Annotated in this window: 22 protein-coding genes; 13 read left to right on the top strand and 9 right to left on the bottom strand. The window is 68.0% G+C overall.

Going from position 1 to position 18,089, the window contains the following annotated elements; translation table 11 throughout:
* Window positions 1–2 precede the first annotated feature (2 nt).
* The 5 genes from ACOZ4I_RS16735 (at window position 3) to ACOZ4I_RS16715 (ending at window position 3,021) form a co-directional block, all read left to right on the top strand.
* The gene (locus tag ACOZ4I_RS16735; RefSeq protein WP_424001561.1) at window positions 3–275 is read left to right on the top strand and encodes a hypothetical protein; all 273 of its coding nucleotides are present in this window, start codon (window positions 3–5) and stop codon (window positions 273–275) included.
* Between the two features lie 106 nt (window positions 276–381).
* The gene (locus tag ACOZ4I_RS16730) at window positions 382–717 is read left to right on the top strand and encodes a hypothetical protein (RefSeq protein ID WP_424001559.1); all 336 of its coding nucleotides are present in this window, start codon (window positions 382–384) and stop codon (window positions 715–717) included.
* Window positions 714–1,523, top strand: a complete 810-nt coding sequence (locus ACOZ4I_RS16725; RefSeq protein WP_424001557.1) for a hypothetical protein — start codon at window positions 714–716, stop codon at window positions 1,521–1,523. Before ACOZ4I_RS16730 ends, ACOZ4I_RS16725 begins: the two co-directional genes overlap by 4 nt.
* A gap of 32 nt (window positions 1,524–1,555) precedes the next feature.
* Window positions 1,556–2,308: a hypothetical protein gene (locus tag ACOZ4I_RS16720; protein WP_424001555.1), complete on the top strand. Its 753-nt coding sequence runs from the start codon at window positions 1,556–1,558 to the stop codon at window positions 2,306–2,308.
* On the top strand, window positions 2,305–3,021 hold the full coding sequence (locus ACOZ4I_RS16715; protein ID WP_424001553.1) for a MinD/ParA family ATP-binding protein: 717 nt from the start codon (window positions 2,305–2,307) through the stop codon (window positions 3,019–3,021). Before ACOZ4I_RS16720 ends, ACOZ4I_RS16715 begins: the two co-directional genes overlap by 4 nt.
* On the opposite strand, the gene ACOZ4I_RS16710 is transcribed toward ACOZ4I_RS16715, so the two are convergent.
* Entirely contained in the window at window positions 3,000–3,860 is an 861-nt protein-coding gene (locus tag ACOZ4I_RS16710; RefSeq protein ID WP_424001551.1) for a transcription initiation factor IIB, read from the bottom strand. The genes ACOZ4I_RS16715 and ACOZ4I_RS16710 overlap by 22 nt on opposite strands.
* A 170-nt stretch (window positions 3,861–4,030) precedes the next feature.
* On the opposite strand from ACOZ4I_RS16710, the gene ACOZ4I_RS16705 reads away from it, so the two are divergent.
* The 3 genes from ACOZ4I_RS16705 (at window position 4,031) to ACOZ4I_RS16695 (ending at window position 7,317) form a co-directional block, all read left to right on the top strand.
* Entirely contained in the window at window positions 4,031–4,525 is a 495-nt protein-coding gene (locus tag ACOZ4I_RS16705) for a hypothetical protein (RefSeq protein ID WP_424001549.1), read from the top strand.
* 200 nt (window positions 4,526–4,725) lie between these two features.
* Window positions 4,726–6,246 (top strand): hypothetical protein, encoded by a 1,521-nt coding sequence (locus ACOZ4I_RS16700; RefSeq protein ID WP_424001547.1) that lies wholly within the window; start codon window positions 4,726–4,728, stop codon window positions 6,244–6,246.
* A gap of 114 nt (window positions 6,247–6,360) precedes the next feature.
* The gene (locus ACOZ4I_RS16695) at window positions 6,361–7,317 is read left to right on the top strand and encodes a hypothetical protein (protein ID WP_424001545.1); all 957 of its coding nucleotides are present in this window, start codon (window positions 6,361–6,363) and stop codon (window positions 7,315–7,317) included.
* Window positions 7,318–7,319: 2 nt separating this feature from the next.
* Here the strand turns inward: ACOZ4I_RS16695 and ACOZ4I_RS16690 are convergent, their stop codons facing one another.
* The gene (locus tag ACOZ4I_RS16690) at window positions 7,320–7,577 is read right to left on the bottom strand and encodes a hypothetical protein (RefSeq protein ID WP_424001543.1); all 258 of its coding nucleotides are present in this window, start codon (window positions 7,575–7,577) and stop codon (window positions 7,320–7,322) included.
* Between the two features lie 96 nt (window positions 7,578–7,673).
* On the opposite strand from ACOZ4I_RS16690, the gene ACOZ4I_RS16685 reads away from it, so the two are divergent.
* From ACOZ4I_RS16685 to thsA, 4 genes are all read left to right on the top strand, one after another.
* Window positions 7,674–8,204 carry a Rieske (2Fe-2S) protein gene (locus tag ACOZ4I_RS16685; RefSeq protein WP_424001541.1) on the top strand — a complete coding sequence of 177 codons (531 nt, stop codon included), beginning with the start codon at window positions 7,674–7,676 and terminating at the stop codon, window positions 8,202–8,204.
* Window positions 8,205–8,270: 66 nt separating this feature from the next.
* Entirely contained in the window at window positions 8,271–9,245 is a 975-nt protein-coding gene (locus ACOZ4I_RS16680; RefSeq protein WP_424001539.1) for a DUF5784 family protein, read from the top strand.
* Between the two features lie 132 nt (window positions 9,246–9,377).
* Entirely contained in the window at window positions 9,378–10,373 is a 996-nt protein-coding gene (locus ACOZ4I_RS16675) for an AAA family ATPase (RefSeq protein WP_424004828.1), read from the top strand.
* A 146-nt stretch (window positions 10,374–10,519) separates the two neighbouring features.
* Window positions 10,520–12,199, top strand: a complete 1,680-nt coding sequence (thsA, locus tag ACOZ4I_RS16670; protein WP_424004827.1) for a thermosome subunit alpha — start codon at window positions 10,520–10,522, stop codon at window positions 12,197–12,199.
* A gap of 193 nt (window positions 12,200–12,392) precedes the next feature.
* Here thsA and ACOZ4I_RS16665 read toward each other — a convergent pair whose 3' ends face one another.
* The 6 genes from ACOZ4I_RS16665 to ACOZ4I_RS16640 form a co-directional block, all read right to left on the bottom strand.
* Complete coding sequence (locus ACOZ4I_RS16665; RefSeq protein ID WP_424001537.1) at window positions 12,393–12,914, bottom strand: hypothetical protein; 522 nt, start codon at window positions 12,912–12,914, stop codon at window positions 12,393–12,395.
* Between the two features lie 75 nt (window positions 12,915–12,989).
* Window positions 12,990–13,448, bottom strand: coding sequence for a TIGR00725 family protein (locus ACOZ4I_RS16660; protein WP_424001535.1), 459 nt, complete (start codon window positions 13,446–13,448; stop codon window positions 12,990–12,992).
* Between the two features lie 38 nt (window positions 13,449–13,486).
* Window positions 13,487–14,917: a poly(3-hydroxyalkanoate) polymerase subunit PhaC gene (gene phaC / locus ACOZ4I_RS16655; protein WP_424001533.1), complete on the bottom strand. Its 1,431-nt coding sequence runs from the start codon at window positions 14,915–14,917 to the stop codon at window positions 13,487–13,489.
* A 3-nt stretch (window positions 14,918–14,920) separates the two neighbouring features.
* Entirely contained in the window at window positions 14,921–15,466 is a 546-nt protein-coding gene (locus ACOZ4I_RS16650; protein WP_162413443.1) for a poly(R)-hydroxyalkanoic acid synthase subunit PhaE, read from the bottom strand.
* 48 nt (window positions 15,467–15,514) lie between these two features.
* Complete coding sequence (locus ACOZ4I_RS16645; protein ID WP_424001530.1) at window positions 15,515–16,072, bottom strand: hypothetical protein; 558 nt, start codon at window positions 16,070–16,072, stop codon at window positions 15,515–15,517.
* Between the two features lie 6 nt (window positions 16,073–16,078).
* Window positions 16,079–16,378, bottom strand: coding sequence for an AbrB/MazE/SpoVT family DNA-binding domain-containing protein (locus ACOZ4I_RS16640; protein WP_162413441.1), 300 nt, complete (start codon window positions 16,376–16,378; stop codon window positions 16,079–16,081).
* Window positions 16,379–16,678: 300 nt separating this feature from the next.
* On the opposite strand from ACOZ4I_RS16640, the gene ACOZ4I_RS16635 reads away from it, so the two are divergent.
* Window positions 16,679–17,224 carry a MaoC family dehydratase gene (locus ACOZ4I_RS16635; protein WP_424001528.1) on the top strand — a complete coding sequence of 182 codons (546 nt, stop codon included), beginning with the start codon at window positions 16,679–16,681 and terminating at the stop codon, window positions 17,222–17,224.
* 1 nt (window position 17,225) lies between these two features.
* Here ACOZ4I_RS16635 and ACOZ4I_RS16630 read toward each other — a convergent pair whose 3' ends face one another.
* Window positions 17,226–18,065, bottom strand: coding sequence for an alpha/beta fold hydrolase (locus ACOZ4I_RS16630; protein ID WP_424001526.1), 840 nt, complete (start codon window positions 18,063–18,065; stop codon window positions 17,226–17,228).
* Between the last annotated feature and the right edge of the window lie 24 nt (window positions 18,066–18,089).

Genomic DNA, 18,089 nt, shown 5'->3' with positions numbered 1-18,089 from the left:
CGATGGACCGCATCTCCGCGCTCCGGAACGTCGAGGAGGCGCTGGCCGCCTTCGAGGACGGCGAGCACTCACTGGCCGACCTCGAACGGGACGTGCGCGGGATCCTCCGAACGTACGCCACGGAGTTCGAGGGCGACCTGCGCGCCTACCGGGCCAGCGGAGCGGCCGCCGCGGACGGCCTCGTCGTCCTCGCGCCGTCTGAGTCGGTTGCCCGCCAGCGCGTCCGCGACCTCGTCGACGACCCCGGCGAGTTCTCTGTCGCACCCGTCGAGTGAGCGGTGAGCTTTTGCCGTGTTCTGCCTCTCGGTGCCGTGGCTCGCGGATTAAAAATACAGACTCTATCCGATAAATTTTATACACTGAATGTAGTACGACTACTCAGTGATACTGGTCGTCGCGCACTCGCGGGCTGGACGCAGGGACCTGCGGAACGTCTGCCGGTCCCACGAGGACTGCGTCGTCCGGCAGTTCGGGCGGGCCGCCCTGTTCTCCGCGACCGAGTTCGGCGCGTTTCAGGCGCTGCGGCTCCACGAGAAGCACGGCCTGGACATCCAGCTGGGACGTGTGGAGCCGTTCGAGCCGGCGGACGCGCCGAGTCACCTCCGCGAGGCCGCCCGGCGCTACGAGGACCGCGACGAACCGTCGACCCCGTATCGGCAGTTCGCGGCGGGTCGCGACCTGCCGGACCCCGACGAGATGTGCGGAGCGGACCTGTGAGGGTACAGGTCGGCGCGACGACGTACGAGGGGGCCGTCGTCGACCTCCGCGGTCGTCGCGTCTCTGGGGCCGCCGTCGCCGCGAGCGTCCGCGGCGAGCGGTGCCTGCCGGTCGTCGCCTGCGCGTCGCCGACCGCCGTCTACGAGTACGCCGGCCGAGTCCACCCGACGATGGGACTCCGGACGCGGACGGCGCTGGCCGCCGCTGCTCGGACACGCGGCGAAGAGACGCCACACGATGCCGAGATCGCCGCCCGCTGCGAGGAACTGGCCGAATTCGACCCGTCGCCACCCGATCTCGTCGAGGCCGCCGATCCGGTCCCGGACGCGGAGATCGCCGATCTGCGGGAGACCGTTGCGTCCCATCGTGGTCGGATCACGGCACGCCGCGCCGTCGGCGAGGACGCTGACGACGCGCGGGCCGACCTCCGGGACGCCGCGACGGCCCTCAGCGAGCGGGAGACACGGCGGGCCGCGGCCAGGGAGACCCGAGAACTTCGCCGCGAGGCGGCGCGCGCCCACCGCGACCGACTGGAGCGGCGTCGACAGGTGGCCGACGCCCTCGCGAACGCCCGGCGGGCTGCCAGAGCGACACTCGTGGACCGGTTCACGGACGAGTTCGCCGCCGCTGTCGCGGCCGTTCCGGGACCGACGCCGGACGATCCCTTCGACGCGTCGCCGGTCACGGCCGCGCTCGCCGTCCTCCGGATCGCAGAGACGCCCGCGCCGGTCGTGCTCGAAGTCGACCGCTTCTCGTCGCCGACGGCGGCGTCCGAGGCGCTCGACGCGCCGGTCGTCCGCTGCTGACGTTTAAATCCGAATGCGCGGCCAGTTGCGGTATGGTTAGCTTCGACTGTCGCGCCGAACGGCTGGACGGGGTCACGCTCGTGACCGCCGTCGTCTCCGGCGTCACCGAACCGACGCGTCTCACCGTCGCCAACCGCCTCGACGGCCCTGTCCACCCACCCCGTCGGCAGGGCGTGCCGGAAGCCGGCTGGACCGACGACGGCTTCGAGGGCGTCGTCGGACCGGGGACGTGTGCGTTGGGGTACGCGACGCCCGCGCCCGCGGCCGACCCGCCGGCCGAACTGCTGTCGGCAGAACCCGTTTCCGATTCACCGACAGACGACCGACTGGACTCCGACGAGGCGCTCATCCGTGAACTCGGCGACCCGTCACCGCCCGCCGACGCCGTCCCGGAGGGCGACGGGGACGCGCCTCCGAGTGCCGAACCGACGAGCGATACGGACGCGACTCCGAGCGCCGAACCGACGGCCGCCGGCCCATCGCCGACTTCACCTGCCGACCGCCCGGAAACGGCGACACAGCCGCTTCCTGACGACGTGTCTCGCTGGCTCGATACCGTCTCTCGGCGGGTCGACCGCGCCGAAAATCTCGCCGCCGCCGACTCGCTCGACGAGGCGGCCGAGGCGGTCCGGGCCGTCGACGGACTGGCCGGCGTTCGAACCGTCGCCGCTCGCGGGCCGGTTGACGAACGGTGCCTCCGGGCACTGGCGCGCCGGGCCGACCGTCTCGCGGATCGACGGGCCGCCGCGACGGTTCCGGTCGAGACGCTGGTCCGACTCGCATGATTCTGGCCGTCACCGGCGGCAAGGGCGGCGTCGGCAAGTCGACGGTCGCCTACAACCTCGCGGCGGAACTCGACGCGGTCGCGCGGGGACCTGACGGCGGCCGAGCGACAGGCGGGCAGTCCGGCAGCGTCGTCGTCGACGGGGATCTCGCGATGGCGGACTTGCCGGGGGGACGCGGCCCCGATCTGCACGACGTGCTCGCGGGGCGCGCCGACCCAGTCGAGGCTGTCCGCACGGACGGGCCGGTCACGGTCGTTCCCTGCGGCCGGACGCTCGCTGGCGCACGAAGCGCCGATTTGCGCGGCCTGCCCGACGTGTTCGCCGCCCTGGAGCGGTCGCACCGCTGGGTCGTCGTCGACTCGCCCGCCGGCCTCCACGCGGACGTGGGACTGCCCCTTTCGGCCGCCGACGCCGCGGTGCTGGTGACGACCCCCGAGCGAGCGGCGCTGGCCGATGCGCTCCGGGTCAGGGCGCTCGCCCGCGAACTCGACGCCGGCCTCTGTCGCGTCGTTCTCAATCGCGCCGGCCCGACGCCGGCGACCGACGCCGTCGCCGACCGCTTCGGTGCGCCGGCGGTCGCCGTCCCGGAGAGCGACGCACTCGCCGCCGCACAGTCGCAAGGGCGGCCGCTCAGCGAAACGGCCCCCGAGTCCCCCGCTCGCAAGTCACTGCGAGAACTCGCCGCCGCCGTTCAGTCCTGTAGCTCGGTGTAGGTCCCGCGGAGCGTGGCCGGCGTCACGTCGGCCACGTCCGCTGCCTCGGCCTGTGTCAGCGCCGCGTCCAGTTCCCTCGCCGCCGTGTACAGGCAGGCCGCCGCGACGCCCGCGGGGTTGCGCCCACTGACGAGGCCGCGCTCGCTGGCCTCGTCGACCAGTTCTTCCGCGCGCCGTCGGACCTCGGTCGAGAGGTCCAGCGTCGTCGCGAACCGGGGGACGTACTCGCGCGGGTCGATCGGCCCCGTCGGCAGCCCGAGATCCCTGTTCAGCGCGTCGTAGGCCGCCCGAAGCTCCGCTCGGTCCGCGCGAGCGACGGCACAGAGTTCGTCGACGGTCCTGGCGACGCCGTCGGTCCGACAGGTGGCGTAGACGGCCGCGACGGCGAACCCCTCCAGCGTGCGGCCCTGGAGGAGCGACTCGTTCTGTGCGGATTCGAACAGCACGCAGGCCCGGTCGCGGATGGCCTCCGAGAGCCCGAGCGCGCTGACGATGCGGCGGATCTCGGTGAAGGCGTACACCTGATTGCGCTCGCGCTTCGAACTGATCTGGGCCCGGTTATGCTCGCGCCGGAGTCGCGAAATCTGGCGGCGCTTGCGCCCCTTCAGCCGCGTCGACCGACCGATCTCCGTGGAGAGGCCCCTGTCGTGACGCGAGCGCGTCAGCGGCGCGCCCGTACGTGCTCGATTGGTGTCGCCGTCCTCGAAGGACCGCCACTCCGGTCCGGGGTCGATCGCGTCCTCGCCGACCACCAGGCCGCAGTGGGCACACACCGATTCACAGCCCTGCTGTTCGACCGACCCATCACATTCCGGACAGTCAGTTGCTGTCGCGCTCATGGTTCGATCTACGGCCGGGGTGAAGGTTAAAAAGGCGATGCTTCGGCCGGTGAAGCGGTGTTTTAACCAGAATTCACCGACCGGTAACCGGTTGGTGGCCGCCGCCATGAAATCGAATAACTCTCGGGATATCGACAGCATTAAATTACGACGAAAGAAACGAAATATCAATGGCGCTGTCGGACATCGCTGCCGGGCTCGAAGTCACCGCAGAGCAGCACGACCGCGGCGTCGCTGCCGTCGACGGCACGGACGCCCCGCTGGCCGAGCGACTCTCGATCGTCGGCGACGACCTGCCGTGTTCGCCGTCTGCGGCGGCCACGGTCGTCGAGGCCTACGCGGCCGGCAAGAGTGTCGGGGACGCCGGCCGAGCCGCCGGCGTTGCGCCCGTTACCGCCGCCAAGTCCCTCCATCTCGTCGGCGAGCAGGTGTCACCCGTCGGACCGCGGGGCCGCGAGATGGTCCGCGACTGGCTCGCGGGGGACCTCTCACGGAGCGACGCCATCGCGCTCACCGGCGTCTCCGAGCGGTCGTTCGCGCTGGCGGCCTACGTCGAGACCCACGAACCACTGCCCGAGGCGCGCGATGCCGTCGAGGGCGCACTGGCGACCGAGGAGTGTGATCCGCTGGGGGAGACGATGAGCGACGTTGGCGAGCTACTGTGAGTGATGGGTCGAGGAACGCTCGGCAACGTGGCGAGTGAGCGACGTTGGCGAGCTACTGTGAGTGGGAGATTGAAGAACGCTCGGCGACGTGGCGAGTGAGCGACGTCGGCGAGCTACTGTGAGGGAGAGCGTGTGAGACGTTCTGTACCGCTCGTCTCCGCTGGGGCATCCTTAACACCGGGGAACGCAAACCCGCGCGTATGTCGGCTTCGGAACTGGCCCGACGGGTGGCCGAGGCGCTGACCGTCGACGGCGAGGAGTTCAACGAGCGGGCGCGCGAGGAGGCGGAGCGACTCAAAGAGGAGGTGCGTGCCGGGACCTTCGACAACACGGAGGCCATCGTCGGGATGGAACTGGAGCTGTACGCGGTCGACGACCGGACCGACGCGCTCCAGCGCGTCCCCCGCCAACTGCTGGAACTCATCGGCTTCGAGAAGGAACTGGGGCTGCACAACGCGGAGATGCAGACCAGTCCCCAGCCGCTCAACACCCACGGGCTGGCCGCCCAGCGCAACGAACTGAAGGCGTCGCTGATGCCGGCCCAGCAGCGGGTGCGAAACGAGGGCATTCGCCTCGTCTCCGACGGGATGTGGACCGTGCCGCCGACCGGTGAGACGGCCCGGGAGTACCTCTGTGACGCCGTCGAGCAGGACGGCGTGCGCATCGGGACGAACATGTCCGACTCGGTCCGGTACCACACGATGGCCAACGCCGACTACCCTTCGGCGTTCGAACTCGACGCCCCGAACGTCTCACTACAGGCCGAGACGGTGATGCCCGAGGCGCTCATCACGTCTATCCAGCCCCACTATCAGGTCCCGCACGCGCCGGATATGCCGGAGTACTTCAGCTACGCCCTGCGCGTCGCCGCGCCGCTGTTGGCGCTGGGCGTCAACTCGCCGTTCTTTCCACCCGACCTCTACGACGACACGCCGGATTCGGAAATCGTCGCCGGCGCGCACATGGAGAACCGCATCGGCGTCTTCGAGTCGGTCCTCAATCCGCCCGAGAGCGACCCGACGCCGCCGAAGGTGTGTTTCCCGCCGGACTTCGAGACCGTCGAGGAGGCCATCGACGACATCGTCGAGGACGACACCATCGTTCCGATGGACCTCCAGCCGGGGACCCGATTCGACGACGACTTCATCCATCTCCGCCACAAGCACGGCTCCTACTGGCGGTGGGTCAGGCCGGTGTTCGAGGGGGCGACCCGCTCGGCGGCTAACGCACGCATCGAGTTCCGTCCGCTCGCGGCCCAACCGACCGTCGACGACGCCGTCGGCTTCGCGGCCGTCTTCGCCGGTCTGATGGAGAGCCTGCCACGCCTGGAACACCCAATCCGGTCCCAGGACTGGGAGACCGCGAAGAAGAACTTCTACACCGCTGCGCGGAACGGGCTCCAGGCGAAGATCGAGTGGATCACGGCCGACGGCGCGACGACGACCAGTACCGACGAAATCTACGGCGAACTGTTCGAGCACGCGCGCGAGGGGCTCGAACAGCGCGGGCTCTCGACCGAGGAGGCCCACGGGTACATCCGGCCGCTGCGAGAGCGCGTCGACCGGCGGCTCACGCCCGCGCGGTGGAAACACGACTACGTCCGCCGCCGCGTCGAGGAGAACGTCCCGCTGGCCGAGGCCATCTGGGGGATGCAGGCCACCTACATCCGCCGGCAGGAGGAGAACCTGCTGGACGGCACCTTCGTCGACTGGTTCGAGTGAGCGGTCGTCCGTGGTCGGCTCCGACCGCGTGATTGCCCTCGACGGTACCTGTAAAATCGTGGTCACCCGACGCAGAGCACAGGGCTTTCGTCGGCAGCCCCGGTTGGTTCCGCTATGGTCCCCTCCACCAGTCGACGCCGGCTCCTCCAGACCGTCGGCGCGACCGCGACCGCCGCGCTTGCGGGCTGTACCGCGCTGGACGCGCTCGGCTCAGCGGACTCCGCCGCGGAGTACACGCTCACGGTTGACTCGGTCGACGCCTCGCCCGTCGAGCACGCACTGTACGAACCGAACGACGGCGCGCTGTTCGGTGACCCGGCGCGGGCGGCCCGCTCGGACATCCTCCCCGAGGGTCGGCACACGACCTACGGCTACGAACCGCTCCCCGAGGACGCCTATCTCGAACACGACGGCCGATACTACCAGACGGAGACGGTCGTCACCGGGCGACAGTCGGTCGAGCGCACGCTCGTCAGCGCGTCGCCGCTCCCGGACGATGCGACCGTTCCCGACGACGCGGTTCAGGTCGACGCGCTGGACCGGCCGAGCGCCCGCGTGGTAAAGATCCTGCACAGCGACGCCCAGTCGGACGGCCAGGGCGCAAGTGCGGACCTGCTCAGGGACGGCGCGTACGTCCTCCGCAGGCCCGCCGAACTAGAGAGCCAGCTCGCGACCGGCGACCTCGACGGCCGCGTCGTCGTGATGAAGGCCGGCGGACCGTGGAACTACCGCATCGAGACGGTGACGCGCTCGATTACAGAGACGGAGTACGCCACGCTGGCGCTGGAAGTCGCGGACTCGCGCGAGGCGTTCCGGGAGGTGGTCTTCGGCTCGCGAATCGACGCCGAACTCGCGCCGGCGACACTCCCAGAGGGCGTGCGCTCGACGCTCGACCACGCCATCGGCCGCGGGCAGTACGCCGAGCGGACGCCGCTGTCGGAGTCGTTCGACACGCTGCTCGACCGTCTCGGACTGGACGGCGTCGAGACGGCGGCGAACGGCCGGTTGCTGTGGTACAATAAGTCGCTGTACCGCTACGGGCTCTACGTCGACGACTCCCCGGACGCGTAGCGTTACTCCTCCTCGTCTTCGTCTGCAGCGGCTTCGAGTTCGTCCTCGGTGTCGTCGGTCAGTTCGTCCTCGGACTCGTCGTCACCGTCCTCGGACTCGTCGTGTCCGGCGAATTCGACCTCGGCCTCCAGTTCGATTTCGATGCCGTTGCCTTCCAGTTCCGCCTCGAACTCGGCGGCGTCTTCGACTTCCGCTTCCAGTTCCGCTGTGTCCACTTCGACCTCTACCTCCACGTCGACGGTTACGTCGTCTCGATCCATACACCCAGTCAGGACGGCTGACATATTTCCGTTGTGCAAGCGGCACTCGCGTGTCGTTCCGACACGGCTATGTGACTGACCCGTCGAGCGGACGGCATGAGCGACCCCGTGGACGTGACCGTCGACACCGACGACGAGTCGTCGTCCGTCCGAGTGCACGACGACGACGGCGAGGTGGAAGCGGGCGACGCGACGGTTCGGTTCAGTTTCTCTGCCGGCGGCTCGGACGACGCCGCGGACGAGGCGGACAGAAACGATGCCGGCGACGCGGACCCGCGCCACATCGCTGCCCTCGACGCCGTCCCGTCCGACAGCACGCTCGTTTTCGAGGCTCGCGACGGTCGACGGGGCGTCGAGTGCATCCTCCACCGCGCGGGCGACGCCGTCGTCGCCTGGAAGAACGCCTGTCCGCACCAACCGGAGGTCCCGCTGGACAGGGGCCGCGGCGCGACCGTCCGCGGCGACCGGCTGGTGTGTCACAAGCACGGCGCGCAGTTCGAGCGCGAGGACGGCGTCTGCACGCACGGGCCCTGCGCCGGCGACGTCCTCGACGGAATCTCCGTCTCGGTCCGCGACGGTGACGTGTACCTCACGGACGACCGCTTCGAGCGGGCCGAACGGCGCTGAGAAGCGGCATCCTCCGGTCGCTCCACCAGCGGAACGCACAAGGCGGCTGACCGACTACGGTGACCCGTGGCAGGTCCCTTACGCATACGACAGTCGAACGAGCGCTGGAGCGAGGACCGGGTCCGCAGCGATCTGCTGACTCCGCTCCAGAACTCGTTCGGCGCGGAACTGAACGGTCCCTGGTTCGCCCCGCCGGAGGGGTGGGCCGCGCGGCGGCTGGAGATGGACAACGGCGACATCGCGCTGTTCTGCTGGAACGGGCAGCGGGCCTACTGGGTCGGAAACACCGAGACGCCCGAACCGCTGTGGCGGACGAACAAGGTGACGTTCGACGAGGCACCGGACGACATCAGCGAGTGGGTCGAGCGCGAACTGCTCGCCCAGCTCGACGTGGAGGACGGCTGGCTCACCGACTACGAGCACCTCGCGCACTTCTTCCTCCCCGTCTTCCTCTCGAAGGACGGCCGGGACTCCACGCGGAGGTTCTTCCGGGATCACGCCGGCGGCTTCCCCGACGCCGACCGGGAGGCGGGGCTGGCGTTCTACGACGACTTCCTCGCGACCGGCGCGCTGGACGACTACCGCTACACGATGGCGAGCAAGCTCGGGACCAGTCAGGGGTTCGACCTCTCGCGGATGCGGGCGACGATGGGCGAGTTCAACGTCGCGAAGCTCCTGCTGGACGCCGGCAACGACATCGAACCGGAGGTCGAACTGGACTCGGGCCACTCCGTCGACTTCCGCGTCGAGGACACGCTGGTCGAGGTCACGCGGCCCCGACCGCCGTCGCGCCGGCAGGTCGATACGGCCGTCGGCGCGGTGAAGGTCTCCGGCGACGCCAAGACGCGCGACCAGCTGGCGGCTCACCCCGGGGCCGTCCTCGTCGTCGACTGTAGCTCCTTCCGCGACGACGAGTGGCGCCGCGTCTCCGGCGAAGCGCCTGACGTGGGCTACTCGCCGACCGTCGTCTTCCGCGCCCGACCGGACGGGACGGTCGAGGGCTTCTCCCACGGCTCCGTCCCGTTCCCGCTGCCCTTCTGAGGCGGCTCGAACCTTGGCCACGACGGGCGTAACATATAACGCGACAGACCGGTTACGCTGAGAGAGATAGCCGTGGTGGACGACACAGAACGGGCGAACTCGGGCGAAACGGGCCAGTCGGTCTCGGACGTGATGGACCGGCTCGAAGCGCTCCGGTCGGCGGAGGAAGAGCGCGCCGAGAGCGCGTCCGCCGGCGTGTTGCTGGACCAGCTTCAAGAGGTCGAACAGCGACTCCTCGCCTTCGGGGAGGCCCTCGGCGGCACGGCCGACACCGTGACCGACCTGCCGTTCACCGAGGAGGCGGGGCTGGACCACATGCCCGAACCGCTGTACGTCCGTCACGACACGGAGATGCTGAATCAGGTCACCTCGTGGCTGCTGCAGGACCAGCACATCGGGCTGGTCAGCCCCTACGGGACGGGCAAGACGGCGTTCCGTGAAATCGTCCTGCGTGACCTCTCGAATCACGAGGGATTCGTCATCACGCACCTCGACAACCCTCGCGAGACGACGCCGCGGAAACTGTACCAGACGGTGCTGACCGCGGGCTACGCGGCGGGTTACTCCGTCGACCAGGCCAACTACTCGCAGGTCCGCAACGGCATCCCGTGGGCGACTGCGGAGGCCAAGGACGCCGTCCACGAGATGGTCCGCCGCGTGCGCGAGGACGGAAAGACGCTGTTGCTGGTCGTCGACGAGATCGAGGTGCTCGAGGTAGACCTGCTGTCGCCGCTGCAGGTGGCCGGCGACGCCGGCGTCCGCCTCTTTCTCACCGGGACGCCCGAGGGGAAGCGCCGCGTCGCCGAGATCCGCGGGACGCTCGACTCGCGGCTGCGCTACTACGAGAACATCGATCCGTTCTCGGCCGACGACATCGCCGAGTACATCGCTCGGTCGCTGGCGTACTTCCGTGGCGAACCCTACGAGGGCCAGTCACCGGACCTCTTCACCCGCGCCGCCATCGAAGACCTCCACGAGCGGACCGATGGCAACCCCCGAGAGGTCCGCATCGAGTGTCGCGAACTGTTCACGCGGGCGGCGTTCGTCTGGTACCGGACGGGCCAGGACGTCTCGCGCATCCAGATCACCCCAGAACTCCGCCACCGTCGCTTCGGAATGGGCCGCTGAGCGTCCCTCGGACGGTATATAAACCATGCTCGTTACTGCCTGTCACACCGTCGTGTGTGGGTCGCAGTGTCGAGATATATCGGCCGGCACAACAAGCTTTATATAGAATCACATTCAATCATCGTTTGACTATGGCTCAACAGCAGATGGGCAACCAGCCCATGATCGTACTTTCCGAGGAGTCCCAGCGGACATCCGGGAAAGACGCGCAGTCGATGAACATCACGGCCGGGACGGCCGTCGCCGAGGCCGTTCGGACCACGCTCGGCCCGAAGGGTATGGACAAGATGCTCGTCGACAACTCCGGGTCCGTCGTCGTCACGAACGACGGCGTCACCATCCTCGACGAGATGGACATCGAGCATCCCGCGGCCAACATGATCGTCGAGGTCGCCCAGACCCAGGAAGACGAGGTCGGCGACGGCACGACGACGGCGGTCGTCATGGCCGGCGAACTCCTCTCGAAGGCCGAGGAACTCCTCGACCAGGACATCCACGCCAGCATCCTGGCCCAGGGGTACCGCCAGGCCGCCGAGGAAGCAAAGGAGATCCTCAACGAGAACGCCATCGACGTCGACGCCGACGACACCGAGACCCTCGAGAAGGTCGCCGCCACCGCGATGACCGGCAAGGGCGCGGAGTCCTCCAAGGACGTCCTCTCGGAGCTCGTCGTCCGCGCCGTCCAGTCCGTCGCCGACGGCAACACCGTCGACACGGACAACATCCAGATCGAGACCGTCGTCGGCGGCGCGACCGACGAGTCCGAACTCGTCGAGGGCGTCATCGTGGACAAGGAGCGCGTCCACGACAACATGCCCTTCGCCGTCGAGGACGCCGACATCGCCCTGCTGGACACCGCCATCGAGGTCCCGGAGACCGAACTCGACACCGAGGTCAACGTCACGGACCCCGACCAGCTCCAGCAGTTCCTCGACCAGGAAGAGGCCCAGCTCAAGGAGTACGTCGACAAGCTCGCCGAGGCCGGCGCTGACGTCGTCTTCTGCCAGAAGGGCATCGACGACATGGCCCAGCACTACCTCGCCCAGGAAGGCATCCTGGCCGTTCGGCGCGCCAAGAAGTCCGACATCGAGGCGCTCTCGCGCTCGACCGGCGCGCGCATCATCTCCAACATCGACGACATCGAGGCCGACGACCTCGGCTTCGCCGGCTCCGTCGCCCAGAAGGACATCGCTGGCGACGAGCGCATCTTCGTCGAGGACGTCGAGGACGCGAAGGCCGTCACGATGATCCTCCGCGGCGGCACCGAACACGTCGTCGACGAAGTCGAGCGCGCCATCGAGGACTCGCTCGGCGTCGTCGCCGCCACGCTGGAGGACGGCAAGGTCCTGCCCGGCGGCGGTGCCCCCGAGACCGAACTGGCCCTCGGCCTGCGCGACCACGCCGACTCCGTCGGCGGGCGCGAGCAGCTCGCCGTCGAGGCCTTCGCCGACGCCATCGACGTCATCCCGCGCACGCTCGCAGAGAACGCGGGTCACGACCCGATCGACTCGCTGGTCGATCTCCGTAGCAAGCACGACGGCGGTGCCGTCACCTCCGGCCTCGACGCCTACACCGGCGAGGTCGTCGACATGGAAGAGGACGGCGTCGTCGAACCCCTCCGCGTCAAGACGCAGGCCATCGAATCCGCCACCGAGGCGGCCGTGATGATCCTGCGCATCGACGACGTCATCGCCGCTGGCGACCTGAAGGGTGGCCAGGGCGACGACGACGAGGACGAAGGCGGACCCGGCGGCCCCGGCGGCGCGCCCGGCGGTATGGGCGGCGGCATGGGCGGCATGGGCGGCGGCATGGGCGGCATGATGTAAGCGAGGGGCCGAACGAAGTGAGGGCCCTCGACTAGCGAGCGGGCCATTGGCCCGCGAGCAGGGCAATCGCGCGGTTCGATTGCCGTCCGCCGACGCCGCACCGTAACTGACTGACTTTCTCTCTATCCGTTTTGAACCACTGCGGAGTTGTGGCTCTGTCTCGGTTGCACCGTGCTCCGGGCAGCCCTGCCCGTCACGACTCGGCGGTGTCGGTCACGGCGTCGGTGAGCGCCGACCTGACCTCGGCCGCTCGCTCGGCGTCCACGAGGCGCATCTGGAGTTGCCCGTCCCATTCCCCGTCGGCAATCGCCGACGCGAGCGACTGGGTGACGCCGAAGCGCCCGATTTCGCGACCGTCGTGACGCTGGACGATTTCGAAGTCGTCGGTGTTCTCGGGGACACCGGCCGACCGGAACGTCGCTGCCACGTCGGTCGTCGCGGCGTCGCTGAGTGAGACCGTGACCCGGTTCTCGGTGACCGGCCCGACCGATTCGATGTCACTGCCGTCGAACAGGAACCGAGTCCGCTCGGGACCGTGCAGTCGTGCCTCGACGACCGACTCGTCCGCCGTCGTCGGGATCTGGGTCTCCGTACCGCCAGCCGCCGTCGGGACTGCTGTCTCGGCACTACCCCGGTCGCGCGTTACGCATCCGGCCGCGATGCTGAGCGGAACCGCGGCGATGAGCCTGATCGCGGCTCGTCTGGAGGGCTGCATACGGTGACGATAGCTTTCGGGCCCGGTATATGGTTTCTGTTGCCATCGCAGCCTCGTCCCGGGCGAGCGGTGCCATCACTCGACGGCCGACTCCACGTACGCGACGGCGTCGGCGGGCGTCTCGACGTGTTCGATCCGCTCGCCAGTCTCGCCGTCGATCCGGTGGGTGCCGAGGCCGGCGACGGGTCGCCCCTCGTCGAGGGCGTGGCCGAGTTCCGAGAGCGTGCCGGGGCCGCCGTCGACGGCGACGACCGCCGCTCCGTTCAGCACGACGAGGACGTTGCGGGCGCTGCCCAGGCCCGTGGCGATTGCCGTCTCGACGTGGTCGTTCGCGGCGGCCCGGCGTTTGCCGGGGAGGATGCCGATGGTGTGGCCGCCGGCCTCGCTCGCGCCGGCGCAGGCGGCTTCCATCACGCCGGTCAGACCGCCGCAGACGACCGTGTGGTCGTGCTCGGCGAGGCGGCGGCCCACCTCGCGTGCCTGTCGGTACTGTTCGTCGGTGACTGTCGACCCGCCGATGACGGAGACGCGCATGCCCCCGGTTCGGCCGGAACGGAGAAAAACGGTCGCGGTTACAGCTGGTCGAGCCAGTCCTGCGCGCGGGACTCGCTGGTCTGTGCGATGTCGGCCAGTTCGGCGGCGTCGCGGTCGGCGAGGTCGTCGACGGTCTCGACGCCGGCCTCCCGCAGGCGATCCGCGTAGGTCGGGCCGATGCCGTCGACGGTCTCGACGCCGGCCGCGCCGTCGGTGTCTCCGGTCGCATCGACGTCGACATCGTCCTCGTCGCTCTCCTCGACCGCGTCCGTGATTTCGGACTGCTCGCTGTTCTCCGCGTCGTCCTCCGACTCGGATTCGGGCGACTCGACCTCGATGTCGACCTCGCCGTTCTCGTTGCGCTCGCTGTACCACTCGGCGACCTCGGGCCAGAGATCCGCGTGAGTCGACGAGGACACCGAGAGGCCGATGTGGCCAGTCGAGAACTCGATGGTCTTCGTGTCCTCGCTCGCGATCACGTCGTTGAACGGCTTGGAGGCCTCCGGCGGGATGAGGTGGTCGTACTCGCCCATGAGCTGGAGGACGGGCATGTCGATCTCGTTCAGGTCGACGTGCTTGCCGTTCAGCTCCAGTTCGTTCTTGTAGAGCTTGTTGTCCTGATAGACGTCTTCGAGGAACTGGACGTAGGCCTCGCCGGCCACGTCGATGCCGTCGCCGAGCCACTTCTCCATCCGGCCGAAGTTCTCGACGAAGCCCTCGTTCTCCAGGTTCTCCGCGAGGCGGATGTACTTCGAAACGTAGTTCTCGACGGGGTCCATCAGCGCGAAGCCGATGTCGAGCATGTCCGCGGGGACGTTCCCGTAGGTGTCGGTCACGTCGCTCGGCTCGTAGTACTCGTCGGAGCCCCACTCTTCGAGGACGCCGCCGGTGTGGTCGAAGCATAGCCCGGCGGCCATCAGCCCGAGCGCGTTGACCTTCTCGGGGTGGAGCGCGGTGTACATGACCGACATGGTGCCGCCCATGCAGTACCCGAGGACGTTGATGGCGTCCTGGCCGGAGCGCTCGCGGACCACGTCGACGCAGTTGTCCATGTAGCGGTTGACGTAGTCGTCGAGCGTGAGGTGCTGGTCCAGCCGCGAGGGCTCGTTCCAGTCGATGAGGTACACGTCGTGGCCCGCTTCGAGCAGGCGGCGCACGACCGACCGCTCCTCCTGCAGGTCGAGGATGTACGGACGGTTGATGAGCGCGTAGACGATGAGGATGGGGACCGCTTCCCTGTCCTCTTCGGCGACCTCGATGCCGGCGGCCTCGGCGTCGTAGTGTAGCAGTTCCAGCTTGTTCTCCTCGTAGACGACCTCGCTCGGCGTCTGACCGACCTCGACCGACTCGATGAGTTCGAGGCGCTCGTCGGCCACCTGTGCGGTCTCGGTGGCCTCGGTCATCGCCTCCAGCGTGTTCGACTGCCAGTTGAGCGCGGCCGCGAAGGGGTTGAAGGGGTTACTGGACATGGCTTACTCTTCTAACTGTTCGAGGATGCGGTCGAGCTTCTGTTCGACCGCGTGCTGGCGGCGCTCCAGTTCGATGAGGCGCTCGCCGACCTCGGTCACGTCGTCGCGCGTGGGGAAGCCGAGCTGTGCGAGCGTGTCCTGGCTCATGTCGTCGGCCTCCTGTTGCATCTCCATCATCGACTCGACGAGCTGGCCGTTGGCCGCCGCGAACGCCGACGTGCCCATGACGTGCTTGAACGCCTCGTTGGCGGACTGGAGCCAGATGTCGCGGAACTCGGCGGGATCGACGTCCTCGCCCTGAGCGGCGTCGGTCGAGCGCTCGACCATCCGCTCGGCGGCGTCGATCCACTCCTCGTAGGCGCGGTTGTAGCCGTCCATGCCCTCGGCGAGTTCGTCCTCCTCGGGAATCGTGTCTTCGACTGCGTCAGCCCAGGACTCGACGAAGGCGGCCTGTGCCTTCATGTTCTGCTCCATCGAGTCGGCGACCGCGTCGTTCATCTCCGCTACCATCTCCGTCCATTCTTCCTGTATCTCGTTTGTGTTGCTCATGATAGTGGTTCCGCGCTGGGCGCACAAAAAAACCGGCCTGTTTCGTCGTTACGCTTCGACGTCGACGGCGTCAGCGGCTTCGGCCTGGACCTCTTCGACCTGGGCCTGAATCTCCTCGACCTGCTCCTGGACCTCTTCGAGCTGCTCGCCGAACTGTTCGGCGGCCTCGACGGACTGGGTCTCGAGTTCCTCGTGGGCCTCGACGAGCATGTCGATCTGCTCGTTGACGGCGGTGAGGTACTCCTCGGTCATCTCGTCGTAGGTGTCGACTGTCTCGGTGAGCTCCGACTCGACGTTGTCGAACGCTTCGGCGTGGTTCTCGAGCAGGAAGTCGTACTGCTCGTCGACCGTCTCGCGGATCTGTTCGACGCTGCTCGAGACGCCGGGGACGGTCGTCGCCAGCGCGTCGAGGTAGCTGTGCAGCGCGGTCTGCTGCAGTTCGACGCCGCGGCGCTGGGCCGACTCCTGCGTGTCGAGGCTGTCGATGACCGCGCTGTTGACGTTCTTCTGGAAAGAGACGCTCTGTTCGAGCGCCTTCTGGCTCTGTTCGATCGTGGTACGCTGCATCTCGAACGCTGTCGTGACGGGGGTGGTGTAGTCTACCATTGTGGATTACTCGGTGTTGTTGTTAGTGACCGGGAGGACGACGGCTTGGACGATGTCGCCTTCGTCGATGCCCAGGGCTTCGCGCTCCGCGTCGGGGATGCTGATTCGACCGCCGCTCTGCACGCGGGTCTTGAACGTCGCCATCTGACTCATGGCGCCGAGCTGATTCATATCGAAACTCGGCATGCCACCGCTGGCGAACATCTGTTTCATCAGCTGCTGCTGCTGTTCCATCGCGTTCTCGCTCGCCTGCTGCATCCCCTTGAACATCGGGGGCCACATCAGGCCATCATCCTCATCGGCCATCGGTCACTTCCATCTACTCCCTTCAACGACATAAAACTTCCGCAGAATACCATCTGCTACCATTCAATACCATCAGATGGTTTCACGACCTGAGCGGCGCTGAACGGACTGTTCCGTCCTGTAGCATCGATAACTGGATTGCCAAACACGCGTCTGACGCCCGTTAGACGGTGTTTACCGCACGTAGAGGCGAAACCAACACCAAGGTTTAATACTCGGACCAATTAACTACTACAATAGATGAGTTCTGAATCGCACCGGAATCCGCTGTTAGACACATGGACTGAGACATCGTCCCATATGTTCAACAGCGTCGTGGCCGCTAACCGGGCGGCGTTCGCTGCGTTCGGGGTACAGCAGGACGACGAAAACGGTCTCACACCGGCAGAGCGGATCGAGCCGGACGAGGACTTGCCGGAGTGGCACGTCTCGATCTCCGCCGATCATCCCGGGCAGATGGGTGTCGGCGACCACGTCGACTTCACGAAGACGATCTCGGAGAACGACGTCCAGCAGTTCGCCGCCGCAAGCGGCGACACGAACCCCCTCCACCTCGACGACGAGTTCGCCGAGCAGACGCGCTTCCGCGGGCGCATCGCCCACGGGACGCTCGTCGGGAGTCTCATCAGCGCCGCGCTCGCACGACTCCCGGGCCTGACGATCTATCTCTCGCAGGACCTCGAGTTCCACAACCCCGTCCGCATCGGTGACCGTCTCACCGCGGAGTGTGAGATCGTCGAAGACCTCGGCGACAGCCAGTACCGACTGACCACGCGCGTGCTCTGTGAAGACGAAGTCGTCATCGACGGCGAGGCTGTCGTCCTCATCGACGAACTCCCCGAGTAACTCAGCAGAACGCCCGTACCGCCCGGTTGAACCGCTCCGGTCGTTCCCGCGGCGGACAGTGTCCGCAGTTCTCGAAGATCTCCAGTCGACTGTCCGAGACCGCTCCAGCGGCTCGCTCGGACCAGTGGCGGGGCAAGAGTGGGTCGGCGGCCCCGTGGACCAGCATCGTCGGCACGTCGAGTTCGTCCAGCCGATCCGAGTAGTCCGTTCGGAACCCACGACACTGGAACTCGCTGCGCTGCCAGCGTCGCATCGCGCGGACCGTCTGGTAGTCGATGGCGTCGTCGACGTCGTCGACCAGTTGCTGTGGCGGCTCGCCGGACCCCATGCTTCGCAGCCCCGTCCTGATCGCCGGCCGCGACGTGCTCACGCCCTGCCAGAGCATGTTTCCGAGGATGGGTGTTTGCAACACGCTGCTGGCCATCGTCCGCCAGTAGGCGTCGGCTCCGAGCCCGTAGCTGTCGACCAGCACGAGGCGCTCGACCGGGCCGCCGTCCAGCGCGTGGCCGAGCGCGAGCGCCCCGCCCATCGACAGGCCGGCCAGCGCCGGTCGCTCGACGCCGACGGCGTCGAGGAACTCCGATACAGTCTCCAGATAGTACGCCGTCGTGTACTCCCGGTCGGGCTTGTCGCTGTCACCGTGGCCCGGCAGGTCCGGCGCGTACACCGTCCGATCGTCCGCGAGGGCGGGCAGCGCGTGTCGCCACGAGACGGTCGCGGCGTCCAGGCCGATACCGTGGAGGAAGACGAGCGGCGCCCCCTCGCCGCCGGTCCGGTAGTGCAGGTCGATGTCCTCGCCGTCGACGGACAGGTCGACGCGCTCGGACGAAATTGCGGTCATCGCCCTCCGCTCGGGCCCCGACGG

The sequence above is a fragment of the Haloarcula salina genome, from assembly GCF_049603855.1.
In the GTDB taxonomy this organism is placed as follows: Archaea; Halobacteriota; Halobacteria; order Halobacteriales; family Haloarculaceae; genus Haloarcula; species Haloarcula salina_A.
Note: the sequence above shows the minus strand (reverse complement) of the source record. Positions and strands in the feature narration are given on the sequence as shown.